General features: G+C 65.5%; 16 protein-coding genes. 8 read left to right on the top strand and 8 right to left on the bottom strand.

The window, feature by feature from the left end; genetic code table 11:
* Nucleotides 1-11: 11 nt before the first annotated feature.
* Genes QA642_RS46050 through QA642_RS46040 form a run of 3 tightly spaced genes read right to left on the bottom strand, consistent with a single transcriptional unit; the run spans nt 12 to nt 3,211 of the window.
* The gene (locus QA642_RS46050; protein WP_283082747.1) at nt 12-1,568 is read right to left on the bottom strand and encodes an MDR family MFS transporter; all 1,557 of its coding nucleotides are present in this window, start codon (nt 1,566-1,568) and stop codon (nt 12-14) included.
* Nucleotides 1,569-1,572: 4 nt separating this feature from the next.
* Nucleotides 1,573-2,736 carry an HlyD family secretion protein gene (locus tag QA642_RS46045; protein WP_283082746.1) on the bottom strand — a complete coding sequence of 388 codons (1,164 nt, stop codon included), beginning with the start codon at nt 2,734-2,736 and terminating at the stop codon, nt 1,573-1,575.
* Nucleotides 2,729-3,211, bottom strand: a complete 483-nt coding sequence (locus tag QA642_RS46040; protein WP_027563272.1) for a MarR family transcriptional regulator — start codon at nt 3,209-3,211, stop codon at nt 2,729-2,731. Before QA642_RS46040 ends, QA642_RS46045 begins: the two co-directional genes overlap by 8 nt.
* 157 nt (nt 3,212-3,368) lie before the next feature.
* Between QA642_RS46040 and QA642_RS46035 the strand changes: the two genes are divergently transcribed.
* The 5 genes from QA642_RS46035 to QA642_RS46015 all read left to right on the top strand — a co-directional run bounded on the left by QA642_RS46035 (nt 3,369) and on the right by QA642_RS46015 (nt 8,224).
* Nucleotides 3,369-3,863 (top strand): transcriptional repressor, encoded by a 495-nt coding sequence (locus tag QA642_RS46035; RefSeq protein ID WP_283082745.1) that lies wholly within the window; start codon nt 3,369-3,371, stop codon nt 3,861-3,863.
* A gap of 217 nt (nt 3,864-4,080) precedes the next feature.
* On the top strand, nt 4,081-5,034 hold the full coding sequence (locus QA642_RS46030; RefSeq protein ID WP_283082744.1) for a DMT family transporter: 954 nt from the start codon (nt 4,081-4,083) through the stop codon (nt 5,032-5,034).
* 12 nt (nt 5,035-5,046) lie between these two features.
* A complete protein-coding gene (gene ispG, locus QA642_RS46025; RefSeq protein ID WP_283082743.1) occupies nt 5,047-6,330 on the top strand; it encodes a flavodoxin-dependent (E)-4-hydroxy-3-methylbut-2-enyl-diphosphate synthase in 1,284 nt (427 codons plus the stop codon).
* A gap of 188 nt (nt 6,331-6,518) precedes the next feature.
* Complete coding sequence (locus QA642_RS46020) at nt 6,519-7,415, top strand: TauD/TfdA family dioxygenase (protein WP_283082742.1); 897 nt, start codon at nt 6,519-6,521, stop codon at nt 7,413-7,415.
* Nucleotides 7,412-8,224 carry an N-acetylmuramoyl-L-alanine amidase gene (locus QA642_RS46015; protein WP_283082741.1) on the top strand — a complete coding sequence of 271 codons (813 nt, stop codon included), beginning with the start codon at nt 7,412-7,414 and terminating at the stop codon, nt 8,222-8,224. Before QA642_RS46020 ends, QA642_RS46015 begins: the two co-directional genes overlap by 4 nt.
* A gap of 108 nt (nt 8,225-8,332) precedes the next feature.
* Here QA642_RS46015 and QA642_RS46010 read toward each other — a convergent pair whose 3' ends face one another.
* The 3 genes from QA642_RS46010 to QA642_RS46000 form a co-directional block, all read right to left on the bottom strand.
* A complete protein-coding gene (locus tag QA642_RS46010; RefSeq protein ID WP_283082740.1) occupies nt 8,333-9,943 on the bottom strand; it encodes a Na+/H+ antiporter in 1,611 nt (536 codons plus the stop codon).
* Between the two features lie 46 nt (nt 9,944-9,989).
* Nucleotides 9,990-10,859 (bottom strand): class A beta-lactamase, encoded by an 870-nt coding sequence (bla, locus tag QA642_RS46005; RefSeq protein WP_283082739.1) that lies wholly within the window; start codon nt 10,857-10,859, stop codon nt 9,990-9,992.
* Nucleotides 10,860-11,082: 223 nt separating this feature from the next.
* Nucleotides 11,083-11,457: a nuclear transport factor 2 family protein gene (locus QA642_RS46000; RefSeq protein ID WP_283082738.1), complete on the bottom strand. Its 375-nt coding sequence runs from the start codon at nt 11,455-11,457 to the stop codon at nt 11,083-11,085.
* 94 nt (nt 11,458-11,551) lie between these two features.
* Here QA642_RS46000 and QA642_RS45995 point away from each other — a divergent pair, with 94 nt between their 5' ends.
* Entirely contained in the window at nt 11,552-11,980 is a 429-nt protein-coding gene (locus QA642_RS45995) for a GFA family protein (RefSeq protein ID WP_283082737.1), read from the top strand.
* 181 nt (nt 11,981-12,161) lie between these two features.
* Complete coding sequence (locus QA642_RS45990; protein WP_283082736.1) at nt 12,162-13,976, top strand: caspase family protein; 1,815 nt, start codon at nt 12,162-12,164, stop codon at nt 13,974-13,976.
* Nucleotides 13,977-14,016: 40 nt separating this feature from the next.
* Here QA642_RS45990 and QA642_RS45985 read toward each other — a convergent pair whose 3' ends face one another.
* The gene (locus QA642_RS45985) at nt 14,017-14,706 is read right to left on the bottom strand and encodes a DUF1345 domain-containing protein (protein ID WP_283082735.1); all 690 of its coding nucleotides are present in this window, start codon (nt 14,704-14,706) and stop codon (nt 14,017-14,019) included.
* Between the two features lie 167 nt (nt 14,707-14,873).
* Nucleotides 14,874-15,797 (bottom strand): polyprenyl synthetase family protein, encoded by a 924-nt coding sequence (locus tag QA642_RS45980; RefSeq protein ID WP_283082734.1) that lies wholly within the window; start codon nt 15,795-15,797, stop codon nt 14,874-14,876.
* 160 nt (nt 15,798-15,957) lie between these two features.
* Here QA642_RS45980 and mtgA point away from each other — a divergent pair, with 160 nt between their 5' ends.
* On the top strand, nt 15,958-16,632 hold the full coding sequence (mtgA, locus tag QA642_RS45975) for a monofunctional biosynthetic peptidoglycan transglycosylase (RefSeq protein WP_283082733.1): 675 nt from the start codon (nt 15,958-15,960) through the stop codon (nt 16,630-16,632).
* The last annotated feature ends 40 nt before the right edge of the window (nt 16,633-16,672 follow it).

Here is a 16,672-nt window from a genome sequence, read left to right as displayed (position 1 = left end):
ACGTCCGATAACTACTCCATCACCGCGTGTTCCGGCCCCGCGGCCTGCTTGCGCAGCGTGGCCTTGGTCGAGCCGATCAGCAGGGCGAGCGGGATGGTGAAGAGGATGAAGAACATCACCAGCTGGTAGTCGTGCGCGAAGGCGATGATCTGCGCCTGCACGCTGACCATCCTGTCAGCCATGGCGCGGCCGGCGTCGGTGGACAGATTGATCATGCCGCGCACGTCGGGCATCTGCAGCGCGTGGTTGAACGGATTGATGTGCTCGGAGAGGATCGCATAGGTCCGCCGCGTTCCCTGCGTCAGCTCGGCAATGACGACGGAAATGCCGACCGAGCTCGCGACGTTGCGCATCAGGGTCAGCATCGCGGTGCCGTCGGTGCGCAAATTGTTCGGCAGCGTCAGGAACGCCACGGTCGAGAGCGGCACGAACACGAGGCCGAAGCCAAAGCCCTGGATCACGCTGACGGTCACGATCTCCGGCACCTGGGTCAGGTCGGTCCAGCCGGTCATCTGGAACAGCGAGCCCGCGGTCAGCGTCAGGCCCGTGATGATCAGCGTGCGCGCCTCGAAATAGCGCATCATGCGGCCGACCAGCATCATGGCGAAGAAGGTGCCGAAGCCACGGCTTGCCAGCAGCAGGCCGGCGGTGATGATGGGATAGCCGATCACGTTCTGCATGTAGGGCGAGGCCAGCGCCATGGTCGAGAACAGCACGAGGCCCATCACGACCATGAACATGCAGCCCGTGACGAAATTGCGATCCCGGAACAGCGCGAAGCGGATGAACGGCGTCGAGGTCGTGAAGGAGTGCGCGAGGAAGAAGTAGAAGGCGACGGCCGAGACGATGAATTCCGCGATGATCTCGTTCGATTCGAGCCAGCCCAATTGCTCGCCGCGGTCGAGCGCGAGCTGGAGGGCGCCAATCGCGATCGCCAGCGCGGCGAAGCCGAGCCAGTCGAATTTGAGGCTGAGGTCCTTCTTGGTCTCGTCCATGAAGATGATGAGCCCGATCACGGTGATCGCGCCGAACGGCAAATTGACGAAGAACACCCAGTGCCAGGAATAGGTCTCGGTCAGCCAGGCGCCGAGCGAGGGGCCCATGATCGGGCCCATCATCACGCCCATGCCCCAGATCGACATCGCCTTGGCGCGTTCCTGGAGCGTGTAATAGTCGAGCATCACCGACTGCGACAGCGGCACCAGCGCGGCGCCGAACACGCCTTGCAGCAGGCGGAACAGCACCATCTGGTTGATGTCCTGCGCGAGTCCGCACAGCACGGAGGCAATGGTGAAGCCGGCCGAGCAGATGATGAAGATGCGCTTGCGGCCGTAGCGGTTGGCGATCCAGCCCACCGGCGCCGTCATGATCGCCGCGGCGACGATGTAGGAGGTCAGCACCCAGTTGATCTGGTCCTGCGAGGCCGACAGCGTGCCCTGCATGTAGGGCAGGGCGACATTGGCGATGGTGGTGTCCAGCGCCTGCATGATGGTCGCGGTCATGGCGCAGATCGTCACCATGTTCCGGCGCAGGCCGGGCACCATCAGGCTGGCATTGGGGCCGGACATTGGATCAGTCCTTGTCGTGAGCGGCCGTCGCCGACAGGCCAAACAGTCCGGCGAGCGAGCGCTTGTGGCCGGTGTCGATGGTGGCATAGACGCTCATGCCGGCCTTCAACTTCCTCACGTATTTGTCGGTCTCGTCGAAATAGATTCGGATCGGCACACGCTGCACCACCTTGACGAAGTTGCCGGTGGCGTTCTGCGGCGGCAGGATCGCGAATTGCGCGCCGGTGCCGGGCGAGAGCGAGCCGATCTTGCCCTTGAAGACGTGGTTCGGGAATGCGTCGACCTCCAGGGTGACCGGCTGTCCTTCGGTGACGTAGGTGAGGTCGCTCTCCTTCGGGTTGGCGTCGACCCAGGGATGAGCGACGTCGATGATGGAGAACACCGCCGTGCCTGCGGTGACGTAACGGCCGAGCTGGATCTGCTCGACCTGCGTCGCCACGCCGCTCATCGGCGCACGCACCACGGCGTGGTCGAGATTGCGCTCGGCATTGTCGAGCTTGGACTTGGCCTGTGCGTAGGGCGGGAATTTCTCCAGCGGCAGGTCGATGTCGCCGAGCAATTGCGTCTTGGCCGTCGAGATCTGCTGCTTGACGTATTGCGCGATCGAGCCCGACGTGACCAGCGCGTTCGCGGCGTTGTCGAGGTCGAGCTGCGAGCCGTAGCTGTTCTTCACCAGCGCCTGCTTGCGCTCGACGTCGCGCTGCTTCAGGTCGACGCCTTTTTGGGCGAGATCCAGCATGTCGCCGTAGATCTTGATGTTGGCGCGGAGATTGTCATAGGTGGTCTGCGCCTGCATCAGCTGCGCCCTGGCCTCGTCCACCGCCAGACGGAACGGCACGGGATCGATCTCGAACAGCTCGTCGCCCTGCTTGACGATCTGGCCTTCCTTGACCACGACCTTCTCGATCTTGCCGGAGATGTCTGGCGTCACCAGCACCTTCTGCGCGCCGACATAGGCATCGTCGGTGCCGACATAGCGGCCGCCATTGAGATAGAAGGTGAGGCCGCCGACGGCGACCACAACAGGCAGCACGACCATCAGCAGGAAGCGGCGATAGCGGCGCAGGCCTGCCACGAACCGGCGGCGCGGATCGGTGCCGGCCTTCTTGGTCGGCTTGCCGCTGTCGATCTTCTGCTCGGGCTGGAACTTGAGGACTTGATCAGCCATAGCGCTGCTCCTTACGCGCTTGTTCCGCTCCGCTATTCTGGATCGCGTTACGCACGTTTTCCTTGATCGTTTCGAGTTGGGTGAGGAGGCGGTGGGCGTCCGCCGGATTGATGCCGTCGAGGGCGTTGGCCGTGAGCTCGGACTTCAGCCCGCTCATCCGGCCGAGCAATTGCCGCCCGGCCTTCTTCAGATAAAGCCGCTTGACGCGGCGGTCCGAGGCATCGCTGCGGCGCTCGATCCAGTCGTTGTCGCACAGCTTGTCGATCAGCCGCGTCAGCGTGATCGGCTGCATCTCCAGCAGCTCGGCGAGTTCCGACTGTTTCATGCCTTCGCTGCGCTCGACCTTGGCCAGCACGGCCCATTGCGCGCGGGTGATGCCGAAGCGCGAGGCCTCCTTGTCTGCGTAGACGCGCAGGAGGCGGTAGAGCTCGCCGAGCGTGAACAGGAAGTTCTGGTCGACAGACCCGCGGGTCATAAGCTTGGTCTCCAATAAGCTTGGCATATAATAAGCAAGCTTATGATTATTTCATGGCGGGCTACCGGGATGCTGTCCCGCGGCAAGAGCATGGCTGGCAGCCGCATTCCGCGGCGCGCTTTGGGTTCCCTCACCGAAATGCTAGAACGCTGCCGGCATGACCCTCGCAAAGCCGGCCTTTCCTGCGCCCGACCACGATCACGGCCGCTGTACCGCGGACGCGCTGGCGCATGCCGAGACGGTCTGCGAGCAGCGGGCGCAGAAATTCACGCCGATCCGCCGCCAGGTGCTGGGAGCCTTGCTCTCCAGCCATCGCCCGCTCGGGGCCTATGAGGTGATTGACGAGCTCGCCAAGTCGATGGCGCGGCCGGCGCCGATCACGGTCTACCGTGCGCTCGATTTCCTGATGGCCAACGGCCTCGTGCACCGCATCGAAAGCCGCAACGCCTATCTCGCCTGCGCCGCCCACGACCACGATTCGACCTCGGCGGTGGCGTTCCTGATCTGCGAGCGCTGCGGCCTCGTCGGCGAGATCCCCTCGGCATCCTTCGCCGGGGGCCTCAACGCCGCGGCGCGCAGCTCAGGCTTTGCCCCCAAATTGTCCGTGGTGGAGATCACGGGCGTCTGCACCCATTGTCAGAAAGTCTCTTAGAAAGATGGGATCAGCTCGAGCCACAATGGCGGTGCTCACCTCTCCCAGGGGGAGAGGTCGCGCCGAAGGCGCGGGTGAGGGGCTTCGCTCTCTCGTGGGGCCGGCGCCCCCTCACCCGATTTGCTTCGCAAATCGACCTCTCCCCGTTGGGGAGAGGTGAAGAGTCCGCCGTCTGATCAGTCAAGCAACAACGGCGCAAAGCCGGATTCCAGGAAACATGCCCACACCTCAAGCCATCCCGTCCGCCGGTCGTCCCCTCAGTGCCGGCGCCATCGCCCTGATGCTCATGCTGTGCCTGACCTGGGGCTTCAACCAGATCGCGATCAAGCTGGTGCTGCCGGACGTCCCGCCGATGCTCCAGGCGATGATCCGCTCGATGGGGGCGCTGCCGGTGCTGTTCATCATCGGCACCCTGCGCGGCGTGAAATTCTTCGAGCGTGATGGGACGTGGAAGGCCGGCCTGATCGCCGGGCTGATGTTCGGCATCGAGTTCGTGCTGATCTTCCAGGGCCTGCGCCTGACCTCGGCCTCCCGCGCGGTGGTGTTCCTCTACACCGCGCCGTTCTTCGTGGCGCTTGGCTCCTATCAGGTGCTCGGCGAGCGGCTCGGCGCGTCGCAATGGCTGGGTCTTGCCATCAGCTTTGCCGGCGTCGCGCTCGCGATCGGCGTGCCGCAACCCAACGTCGACGCGCATGTCCTGCTCGGCGATCTCCTGATCGTCGGCGGCGCCGCGCTGTGGGCCGCGACCACGCTGGTCGCCAAGGGCACCCGGCTGCGCTTCGCAGCTCCCGAGAAGGCGCTCGGCTATCAGGTCGCGACCTCGATCCCGATCCTCGGGCTGGCGGCGTATATGTTCGGGGAGACCATCACGCATACCCCATCGCCGCTGTCGCTCGGACTGATGGCCTTCCAGGCGATCTGGGTGGTCGGAACCACGTTCACGCTTTGGTTCGCGCTGGTGAAGGCCTATTCGGCCAGCAAATTGTCGGCTTTTACCTTCATCACCCCTTTGTTTGGCGTGGTGGGTAGCTATTTCATCATGCACGATACCCTGAGCTTGGCTTTCGGGGCGGCCGCCGTCCTTGTAATTGCTGGGCTTTTTCTGGTTAACCGTCCGAGCCAAACGGCTGCGGCGCCAGCTGATGCATTGCTGAACGTCACCAAAACCTGATATTTGGACCCTATGAACAAGCTCGAAAACTCCATCGACTCCGACCTCGCGGGCCCGGCGCCCCGGCACCAGACCACCCAGGTGAAGGTCGGCGACGTCACTGTGGGCGGCGGTGCGCCGATCGTCGTGCAGTCGATGACCAACACCGACACCGCCGACATCGACGGCACCATCGCCCAGGTCGCAGCGCTGGCGCGCGCCGGCTCCGAAATGGTCCGCATCACCGTGGACCGTGAGGAAGCCGCAGCCGCCGTTCCGCACATCCGCGACGGCCTCGCCAAGCGCGGCATCACCACGCCGCTGATCGGCGACTTCCACTATATCGGCCACAAGCTGCTCGCCGAGCATCCGGCCTGCGCCGAGGCGCTCGCCAAGTACCGCATCAATCCCGGCAATGTCGGCTTCAAGGACAAGCGCGACACCCAGTTCGCCGACATCATCGAGATCGCCAACAAGAACAACAAGCCGGTGCGCATCGGCGCCAATTGGGGCTCGCTCGACCAGGAGCTGCTGACCAAGCTGATGGACGAGAACGCCGCGTCGCCGAATCCGCGCGACGTGCGCGCGGTGACGCGTGAAGCGATGGTGCAGTCGGCGCTGCTCTCGGCCGCGCGGGCCCAGGAGCTCGGCATGCCGAAGGACCGCATCATCCTCTCGGCCAAGGTCTCGGCCGTGCAGGATCTGATCGCGGTCTACCAGGACCTCGCGTCGCGCTCGGATTACGCCATCCATCTCGGCCTCACCGAGGCCGGCATGGGCTCGAAGGGCATCGTCGCCTCGTCGGCGGCGCTCGGCATCCTGCTGCAGCAGGGTATCGGCGACACCATCCGCATCTCGCTGACGCCGGAGCCCGGCGGCGACCGCACCCGCGAGGTGCAGGTCGGCCAGGAGCTGTTGCAGACCATGGGCTTCCGCACCTTCGTGCCGCTGGTCGCGGCGTGCCCCGGCTGCGGCCGCACCACCTCGACCACGTTCCAGGAGCTGGCGCGCTCGATCCAGGATTTCATCCGCGACGAGATGCCGACCTGGAAGACCAAATATCCCGGCGTCGAAGAGCTCAACGTCGCGGTGATGGGCTGCATCGTCAACGGCCCCGGCGAATCCAAGCACGCCAATATCGGCATCTCGCTGCCCGGCACCGGCGAAGCGCCGGCCGCGCCCGTGTTCGTCGACGGCAAGAAGTTCCGCACGTTGCGCGGCCCCGGCATCGCCGCCGACTTCAAGGCGCTGGTGATCGACTACATCGACCAGCGCTACGGCCAGGGCGCCAAGGTCCCGGTGACCGCGGCGGAGTAGTTTTCTCCTAAACATTGGAGTCGTAAGGCGGGTTCGCGAAGCGAAACCCGCCTTATTTTTTGCGTGCGTAGCCCGGATGGCGCGCGCGAAATCCGGGGTCGTCAGCCGCAGAACGACCGTTCCCGGATTGCGCTTCGCTCCATCCGGGCTACGATGGCTCCCAATCAACAATGATCGGGAGACACGCGATGAGCTCACTCGCCGGCAAGCAGGGTCCGCGCTATCGCCACACGGCGGACGACGGCGCGCCTTACGAGACCATCGCGGTCGAAAAGCTCACCCCCATCATCGGTGCGGAAATCTCCGGCGTCGATATCGGTCAGCTCGTCGAGGGTGACGCGCGCTCCAACCGGCAGATGGACGAGATCCATCGCGCGCTCGCCGAAAACCTCGTGATCTTCTTTCGCGACCAGCACATCACGCCAAAGCAGCACCTCGCCTTCGGCCGCAAGTTCGGTGAATTGCATTTCCACCCCGCAGCTCCCCACGAGGACGAAGACCCGGCCTTGATGAAGATCTACGCCGACAAGAACTCGCCGCGCGCCAACGGCGAGGGCTGGCACTCGGACGTGTCCTGCGATCTCGAGCCGCCGATGGGCTCGATCCTCTACATCAAGCAGTGCCCGCCGCGCGGTGGCGACACGCTGTTCGCCAACATGTACGCCGCCTATGAGGCGCTGTCGGACCGCATGAAGGCCTATCTCGATGGCCTCACCGCCCTGCATGACGGCGAGCCGATCTATCGCGGGCTCTACGCGAACTATGGCGTCGCCGACCGTCCCTCCTATCCGAACGCCGAGCACCCCGTGGTGCGCACGCATCCCGTCACGGGCAGAAAGGCGCTCTACGTCAACCGCGGCTTTACCCGCCACATCAACGGCATCCCGCGCGACGAGAGCGACGCGATGCTCGCCTATCTCTACCAGCACGTCGAGAACCCGTTGTTCCAATGCCGCTTCCGCTGGACCGAGAACGCCATCGCGTTCTGGGACAACCGTTGCACCCAGCATCGCGCGATGTGGGACTACTGGCCGCATACGCGCTCGGGCACGCGGGTGACGGTGAAGGGGGAAAGGCCGGTGTGAGCAAGCCGTGGCGCGCCATCGTCGCTCTTGCGTTTGCGCTGATCCCGCTTTTGCTGTCGCCAGTTGACCCTGGCCAGGCGGCCGCGTCGCGGAAGGCGGCAAAGGCGAGGCCGAAAGCGTCTGCGCCGGAGACATGCGAGCCGCGGAAATTCCGGATCGTCGTCGACGTCGGGCATACCCCGGACGCCTACGGCGCGCTTAGCGCCCGCAATGATCCGGAGTTCGGCTTCAACTTCGTTCTCGCAAAACTCATCACGGCGAGGCTCAAGTCCGAAGGTTTTGTCGGCACCCGCCTGCTCGTCACGGACGGCAAGGCGCGGCCGAGCCTGTTCAAGCGCGTCAGTGCCGCCAATGACAGCCGGACCGATCTCTTCCTGTCGATCCATCACGATTCGGTGCCGGATAAATTGCTCGAGACCTGGGAGTTCGACGGCGCGAAGAGCTATTTCAGCGACCGCTTCTCGGGTCACTCGCTGTTCGTGTCGCAGCAGAATCCGCACTTCGCCACCAGCCTGCTGCTGGCGCGGATGATCGGCAGGCAGCTCAAGGAGCAGGGCCTTCACTATGCCAGCCAGTACACACTACCGGTGATGGGCCGCTACCGCCGCCAGCTGCTCGACAAGGATGTCGGCGTCTACCGCTATGACGGGCTCATCGTGCTGTCGCGGACGCGGAGTGCTGCCGTGCTGCTCGAGGCCGGCTCGATCATCAACCGCGATGAGGAGATGGAGCTGAACTCGTCCGAGCGGCAGGAGATGATTGCGAGGGCTGTTGCGGCGGGGGTCGGGGAGTTCTGTGAAAGGCGGTAGCTTGCCCCGTGTGTTTCAACAGCCGTCATTGCGAGCGCAGCGAAGCAATCCAGGGTCTTTCCGCCGCGGCAGTCTGGATTGCTTCGCTATGCTCGCAATGACGGGCTGCTACAGCGGCACCCCCCGGTACTCCCGGTTCGCCAGGCTAGCCTCCTCCAGGTCTAGATCGCGCTCGATCCGCCGCCTTGTCTCGTCGGTGATCTCGCCATCGCGGAGGAGTTCGTGGATGAATTTGCGTTCGGCGGCGATCAGCTCGCGGGTCAGCGCGGTGCCGGCGGCGGAGACGTCGTGGTGCGCGGGATCGAGTGAGTCCGGAAGCTGGTTGACGCGGATCTCGTGGCGCGCGCGCAGCAGCCGCATCACCTCGTCGGAGACTTCCTTCTCCGCGGTCAGCGCGTCGAGTGATTTCAACGCGGCATCGAGCGCCTGGCGGCGCGCCGCGATCTCGGCCTCGTGCTCCGCGACGTGCTCGTTGCGGCCGGCTTCGGCGACGCCGAGCCAGCGCACCACGGGCGGCAGCGTCAGGCCGACGCCGATCAGGGTGACGAAGATGACGCCGAAGGCGACGAACAGGATCAGGTCGCGATACGGGAAGGCCTCGCCGCCGGGCAGCGTGAACGGCAGCGCCAGCGCGGCCGCGAGCGACACGGCGCCGCGCACGCCGGTGAAGGCGAGCACGAACGGCCATTGCCACGGCGGCGAGGGATCGCGCTCGCGCAGCGACTTCGAGAGGATCCTCGGCAGATAGGTCGCCGGATAAAGCCAGGTGAAGCGCGCGGTCACGATGATCGTCAGGACCACCGCGGTCGCGATCAGGATGTCGTCGAGGGGGAACGCCTTCGATTTCTCGTAGAGCGCGCGCATCTGGAAGCCGGTGAGCAGGAACAGCAGGCCCTCGATCAGGTAGATGATGAGGTCCCAGAAGAAGATGCCCTGCAGGCGCGTCGCCGACGAGATCAGCAGCGGGCCGTTCCAGCTGACGTAAAGGCCGCAGGCGACCGTGGCGATCACGCCGGAGCCGCCGACATGCTCGGGCAACCAGTAGGAGACGTAGGGCGTGATCAGCGACAGCGTCAGCTCGACCTGCGGATCCCCGGACCATTTGCGGAAACGCAGGGAGAGCCAGCCGACGCCGATGCCGAACGCGATCTCGCCGGCGACGATGAGGGCGAATTCACCGGCGGCCAGCGGCAGCGAGAAGTGGCCGACCATGATGGCGGCGAGCGCGAAGCGGTAGAGGATCAGCGCGGTGGCGTCATTGGCAAGCCCTTCGCCCTCGAGGATGACCACGAGCCGGCGCGGCAGGTTCAGCCGGCGCGCGATCGCGAGCGGCGCCACCACGTCGGGCGGCGCGACGATCGCCCCGAGCAGGAAGCCGATGGTCCAGGGCAGGCCGATCAGATAGTGCGTGGCGGCGGCCACCATCGCCGCGGTGAAGATCACCGCGCCGACTGCGAGCAGCACGATCGGGCGCAGATTGTTCCTGAACTCGCGCCAGCTCATCGCGACGCTGGCCGAGTAGATCAGCGGCGGCAGCACCATCAGCAGCACCAGTTCCGGCGGCAGCTCGACCGGCGGCATGCCTGGGACGAAGGCGAGGCCGACGCCGGACAGCATCAGGAGAATGGCGGGCGCGATGTTGAAGCGGCGGGCGACCAGCGCGGTGCCCGCCAGGACGGTGAGTAGAATGAGAAAGGTCTGGAATTTCGCTGCGATCATGGCCTGTCTTGGCCCGGAAGCAATCGCAAGGTCAATGCGGCACGGCTCACCCCAGCCGTTCGGCCACCATGCGTCCGACGCGCGCGAACACGGCCTCGATCTGGGCCGCAGCCGGCGTGCCGCCCTGGACATAGGTCGCGATCAGGATCGGCACGTCCGGCCTGTTGTCCGGCTTGGGCCAGACGACGGCGATGTCGCCCGCGGCATCCTTGCCGTTGTATCCGGTCTTGTCGCCGATCTTCCAGCCCGGGGGCAAGCCGCCGCGCAGCCGGTTCGCGCCGGTCTTGCAGCCCACCATCCATTCGGTGAGCTGCGCACGTGAGGCCGGCGACAGCGCCTCGCCCACGACCAGCCGCTTCAGATTGCCGGCCATCGCCGCCGGCGTCGTGGTGTCGCGGGGATCGCCGGGCGGGGAGCGATTGAGCTCGGGCTCGTTATGGTCGAGCCGCGAGGTGGCATCGTCAAGCGATCGCCAGAACGCGGTGAGCGCGGCGGGCCCGCCGACCCGCGCCAGCAGCAGATTGGCGCAGGTGTTATCGCTGAGCTCGACGATCGCCTTGCACATCTCGGCGACCGACATCTTGCCGCCCGCGAGATTTTGCTTGGCGACCGGCGCGTAGTCCAGCAGGTCGGCCTGGCCGTAAGGGATCATGGCCGCAAGCTGCTCCTCGCCGCGATCGACTCGCGCCAGCACGCAGGCTGCGAGCGAGGCCTTGAATGTCGAACACATCACGAACCGCTCGTCGGCGCGCCAGCTGAGCTTTGCACCGGTCGCGAGGTTCTCGGCATAGAGCCCGATCCGCCCGCCGCTCTCGCGCTCGTAGGATTCGAGCTCGGGCGGCGCCTCCGCGGCGAACGCGGGAGAGGCGGCGATCCAGCAAAGCGAGGCGAGCAGGGAGCGGCGGTCGATAGGCATGGGGAGGCTTTCAGGTGAGTGGAGGCGGGAAATTAGCGGAGGCTGCATCTGCGTCGTCATTGCGAGGAGCGAAGCGGCGAAGCAATCCAGTCTGTCTCCGCGGAGGGATTCTGGATTGCTTCGTCGCAAGAGCTCCTCGCAACGACGTGGCGAGAGTTGCGCACGCAATGACAGAGACTGGGGAGCGAGTGCGCCCGATTTCGGGCAGCGGAAGGCAAAGCCCTCACTCTCTCAAATCATACCGATACGATTTCGATACGATCTGCCAGCCGTCGGCGAGCTTCATCGCGACCAGATAGTCCGTGAAGTAGCGCGGCGGCAGCTGGCAGCGGACCTTGATGAAGGCGGTCTTGTCGTCGGAGCGGTCGATGGTGACGATGAAATCCTCGCGCGGCTTGCCTTCGGCCTTGCCGGAAGGGCGCTTGCGCACGCGGTCGAGCCAGTCGGGCACGGTCAGGACCTGCAATTCGCCCTTCTCGACCCAGCGCAGATCGGCGGAGGGATGGAAGATGGTGCCGAGCTTGTCGGCGTCACCCTCATAGAGGCCGTCGAAATAGGATTGCACGACGGCTTCGACGCTCGAACGGTTCTGGCTCATGGGTCATCCTTTTGCATGATGGCTTGGGAGGAACTTAGTCGTACACGTCAGAATGCGCTATGGGTGTGTCAGCCATTTGCGCGAAGGCGTCGCCATGACCGGATCAGAAAATTCGAACGCTCGTATCCTCACCGGCGAATGCTATTGCCGCACCGTGCGCTTCGAGGTGGCGGATACGTTTTCCTATGCGATGAACTGCCACTGCTCGAATTGCCGCCGCACCACCGGCTCCGCCTTCAAGCCGTTCGCCGGGATCGAGCAGCACAAGCTCCGCCTCGTCCAAGGCGCGGACCAGCGCCTCATCTACGGTGACGACATCACCCATGACGCCCACTGCGCGCGCTGCGGCTCGCTGCTCTATTCCCGGGTGCGCGAGGGAAAATGGGTCCATGTCGCCATGGGAACCCTGGTCGATGCCCCCTCGATCCGGCGGACCGCCCATATCTTCGTCGGTTCGAAGGCGCCCTGGCACGAGATTACGGACAATCTTCCGCAATATCGGGGGCACATCGGGGATTCCTAGAGGAACCGGGCCAGCGCACCTTTGTCGCCGAACCCCGACCGCGCTGGCGCGACAAACATAGAGGGTCGTTCGGCCTGCTGCCCGCGCCGCCTTCGTGACCTCCATCACAAGCGGCCGCAGCGGGTCCTGCTAAAGCGGTCCCAAAGGGGCTCGAACGCCCCTGAACTTCGGAAGTCGTGTCATGCGCAATCTGCTCAGACTTTGCCCGGTTCTGCTCGCCGCAGCGCTGCTGTTCGGCGCCGAGCCCGCCTTTGCCGGAAAGCGCGTCGCGCTGGTGCTGGCCAACTCGGCGTACCAGCATGCGCCCTCGCTCGCGAACCCCGTCAATGACGGTTCGGTGATGGCGAAGACGCTGAAGGAGGCCGGCTTCGACGTCGTCGAGTCCCGTCACGATCTGTCGGCGCTCGACACGCGGCGCGTGCTGCGCGACTTTGCGGACGCGACCCGCGATGCCGACATCGCCGTGGTCTATTATGCCGGCCACGGCATCGAGGTCGAAGGCTCGAATTATCTGATCCCTGTCGACGCCAAGCTCGAGCGCGACACCGACGTGTACGACGAGGCGCTCTCGCTCGACCGTGTCCTGGTCGCGGTCGAGCCCGCCAAGCAGCTGCGCTTGGTGATCCTGGATGCCTGCCGCGACAATCCGTTCGGCAAGACCATGAAGCGCACGATCGCGACGCGCGGCATCGGCCGCGGCCTCGCCCAGGTCGAGCCGACGAGCCCCAACACGCTGATCGCCTATTCGGCCAAGGCCGGTTTCACCGCGCAGGACGGCGACGGCGCCAACAGCCCGTTCACAATGGCGCTGTCGAAGCATCTGACGACGCCGGGCCTCGACGTCCGTCGCGCCTTCGGCTTCGTGCGCGATGACGTGCTCAAGTCGACCGGCAACAAGCAGGAGCCGTTCGTGTATGGCTCGCTCGGCGGCGAGGACGTGCCGCTGGTGCCGGTCAAGGTGGTGGCCGCGGCGCCAACGGCGCCCGTGGTAAATCCGCAGGCGGATATCCGCCGCGACTATGAGCTCTCGCTCCAGGTCGGCAACAGGGCGGCCTGGGAGGCGTTTCTCGCCCAGCATCCCGACGGCTTCTATGCGAACCTTGCCAAGCTCCAGCTCGAGAAAATCGGCGCCGAGCAGGCTCACGCGGCGGCGACCGAGAAGGCGAAGCAGGCCGAGGCCGAGCGTGATCGTCTCGCCGCGCTTGGCGCGCAGAAGGAGGCGCAGGCCAAGGCCGCGGCTGACGCCAAGGCCGCCGAGCAGGCGCAGCTCGCTGCGCAGAAGACCAAGGAGCAGGCACAGCAGCAGGCGGCTGCCGCCGAGCAGCAGCGCGTCAATCTCGCCGCCGCGGCATCTAGCACTGCGCCGTCCAGCACGGCGAGCCCGACCGGCACCAATGTCGCCTCCTTGACGCCGGCGGCGACGCCAGCCGATCTCACCCGCTCGGTGCAGACCGAGCTCGGGCGTGTCGGCTGCTTCTCCGGACAGGCCGACGGCAACTGGAATACGTCCTCGCAGCGGTCGCTGTCGCAGTTCAACCGCTATGCCGGCACCAAGCTCGACGTGAAGGTCGCGAGCACCGATGCGCTCGATACCGTCAAGGCCAAGCAATCGCGCGTCTGCCCCCTGGTCTGCGAGCACGGCTTCAAGGCCGACGGCGACAACTGCACCAAGATCGTGTGCCGCGAGGGCTATGCGGTCAACGACGACAACGAATGCGAGAAGCAGCGTGCCGCCAAGCCGGCCAAGCCCGCGACCGCCAAGCGCGACGACAGCGACGAGCGTCCCGCACGGCAGCGTCGTCAGGCCGGCGCTGCGGCAGGCGGCTACGGTGCTGCCGCCGGCATCGCTGCCGCCGCCGGCGCTGGCCGTCGCTCGGGTGGCGGGCAGGTCTTCTGCAACAGCGGCGGCTGCCGTCCGGTCAGCCGCGGCTGCCACCTCGAATATCGCGGCGGCGGCGGCCCCGGCAACGATGCCAATGCCGAGGTGTGCTACTGACACTGCTCTGGGTCGTCCCGGCGTTCGCAGGGACGACAGATCAGTTCGAGATCGCGCTCGCCGCGATGTTCACCGTCAGCGCCAGCAAGGCCGTGTTGTAGATGAAGGACACAATGCCGTGCGCGGTGGCGGTGCGGCGGATGGTCTTGTCGGTGATGCCGACGTCGGAGACCTGCGCGGTCATGCCGATCACGAAGGAAAAATAGACGAAGTCCCAATAGTCGGCATGGACGTCCTTGTCGCCGCTCGGAAATTGCAAGCCGCCCGGCTTGGCGTTCCGATAGTAATCATGGGCGTAATGCAGCGCGAAGGTCGTGTGCACGGCGGCCCATGACAGCGCGATGGTGCTGATCGCGACGGTCAACTCGGCAGCGCCGCGCTGCGGCGTGCCGAGTTCCGAAACGATTGCGGCAATGCTGGCGAACGCGCCGATCGCCGTCACCAGCAGGATCACGAAGCGACCATCGTCCTGCATCGCGGCCGCGCGGCGGATGTGCTGGTGATCGTTGCAGAGCATCATCGCGTAAACCAGCACGAGATAGACCGCGATCAGCGCATCCCAGCCGAACAACAGCCGCGTCACCAGCCGGTGCGAGCCTGGTAATAGCAGGCAGACGAGAATCCCGACGCCAAGCGAGATGAAGGTCCGCGGCCGCGCATAGATCAGCCGCACCGGCCGCGACATCTTGCGGAAGCGAACGAGGACGGGATCTTCCTTGTCGGTGGCCATGATGGTGATGGCTCTCACACTGTTGCCGCTGCAGCGGTCTGCTCCCTCCCCCGCTTGCGGGGGAGGGGTGGGGAGAGGGTGTCTCCACAATTGAGAACCCCCAAGACGAGAGAGCCCTCACCCGCGCCTTCGGCGCGACCTCTCCCGCAAGCGGGAGAGGTGAAACGTCAGCTCTTCCGTTCCGCCACAAAGCGTGCGGCGGCCTGGAGCACGGCGGCGCGGTCGCCGAAGATCGACACCGCGCTGTCGGCCCGCGCGAGCAGGTCGCGCACGCGCTGCTTGGCGCCTTCAATGCCGAGCTGGGTGACGAAGGTGGTCTTGCCGAGCACGGCATCGGCGCCGGCCGGCTTGCCGAGCGCAGCCGCATCGCCTTCGACGTCGAGCAGATCATCGGCGATCTGGAAGGCTTCGCCGAGCGCGCGGCCGTAATCGTCGAGCGCCTGATATTCCTTTGGCGAGGCCTGGCCGAGGATCGCGCCGGCGATGCAGCCGTAGCGCAACAGCGCGCCGGTCTTCATCTGCTGAATGCGGGCGACATCGATCGGCTCGTTGCCGCCAAAGCGGCCTTCGCCGGCGAGATCGAGGATCTGGCCGCCGACCATGCCGCCGATGCCGGCGCAGCGCGCCAGTGCGCGCGTCAAGAGCAGGCGCACATTGGCGTCGCGATGGATCTCGTCGCGGGTGATGATGTCGAAGGCGAGCGTCAGGAGACCGTCACCGGCGAGGATCGCGGTCGCGTCATCGGTCTTCTTGTGCAGGGTGGGGCGGCCGCGGCGCAGGTCCGAATTGTCCATCGCCGGCAGGTCGTCATGGATCAGCGAATAGCAGTGGATGCATTCGAGCGCAGCGCCAGCGAGCAGCGCGGCCTCGCGTGGCACGCCGAACACCGCCGCGCTCTCGACCACCAGGAACGGCCGCAGACGCTTGCCGCCGTTCAGGCTCGAATAGCGCATTGCGTCCATCAGTCGCTTGGGCCGGGCGATCTCATCGTGCAGGATGTCGTCCGATAAGAGGCGCCCGAGCAGGGCCTCGGTATCATCAGCGGTCTTGTCCAGACGTTTGGCGAAATCGGACGGGGACGTGCCGGTCATCAAGAAGGGCTCCAGAACTAAAATTCGGCCGGACAATCCTTTATGCGCCCGCCCCAGTCAATCGTTTGGAAGGCGTAAAAAGTGCTGGAAAAGGCCCGAATTATCACAGACTTAATGCCAGCCTTGTGGCCGCGTTTCGTTTTCCGCCGGAAAGGTCGATTTGCGCATCGTTAAAATCCTGCTGGCGCTGCTCGCGATCGTGGTTCTCGCGCCCTATGTGATCGCGCCGTTCTACCGCGCCGGCCATCCGGTTTCGACGCTGATGGCCTGGCGCAGCTTGCGCGGCGCGCCGATGCAGCGGGAATGGATCGATCTGGCTAACATGTCGCCCTATCTGCCGCGCGTAGTGGTGGCGGCCGAGGATGCTCATTTCTGCAAGCATCACGGCATCGATTGGGGCGCGCTCCGCGAGGCGATCGACGACGCCAGAGAGGACGGCACCGCCTTCCGGGGCGCCTCCACCATCCCGCAGCAGGTGGCGAAGAACCTGTTCCTCTGGCAGGGCCGGGATTTCGTCCGCAAGGCGTTGGAATTCCCGCTGGCGCTGTGGATCGACTTGGTCCTGCCCAAGGCGCGGATCCTGGAGATTTACCTCAACATCGCCGAGCTCGGCCCCCAGAGCCAATTCGGGGTGGAGGCGGCCAGCGCCTATGCCTTCGGCAAATCGGCCGAGGACCTCTCGCCCCGGGAAGCGGCCCTGCTGGCCTCGATCCTGCCCAACCCGGTCAAACGCAGCGCCCGGACCCCCGGCCCGGGTGTCCGGCGGCTGGCGGCGACCTATATGGCGCGGGGGCAGGCGAGCTCGCTTGTGACCTGCTGGCGGGAAAATCGCTGATTTCGGGCCCATTTGGGGCATATTTTCCGGCCCAAGAGCC

This window comes from Bradyrhizobium sp. CB2312, assembly GCF_029714425.1.
GTDB lineage: Bacteria > Pseudomonadota > Alphaproteobacteria > Rhizobiales > Xanthobacteraceae > Bradyrhizobium.
Note: the sequence above shows the minus strand (reverse complement) of the source record. Positions and strands in the feature narration are given on the sequence as shown.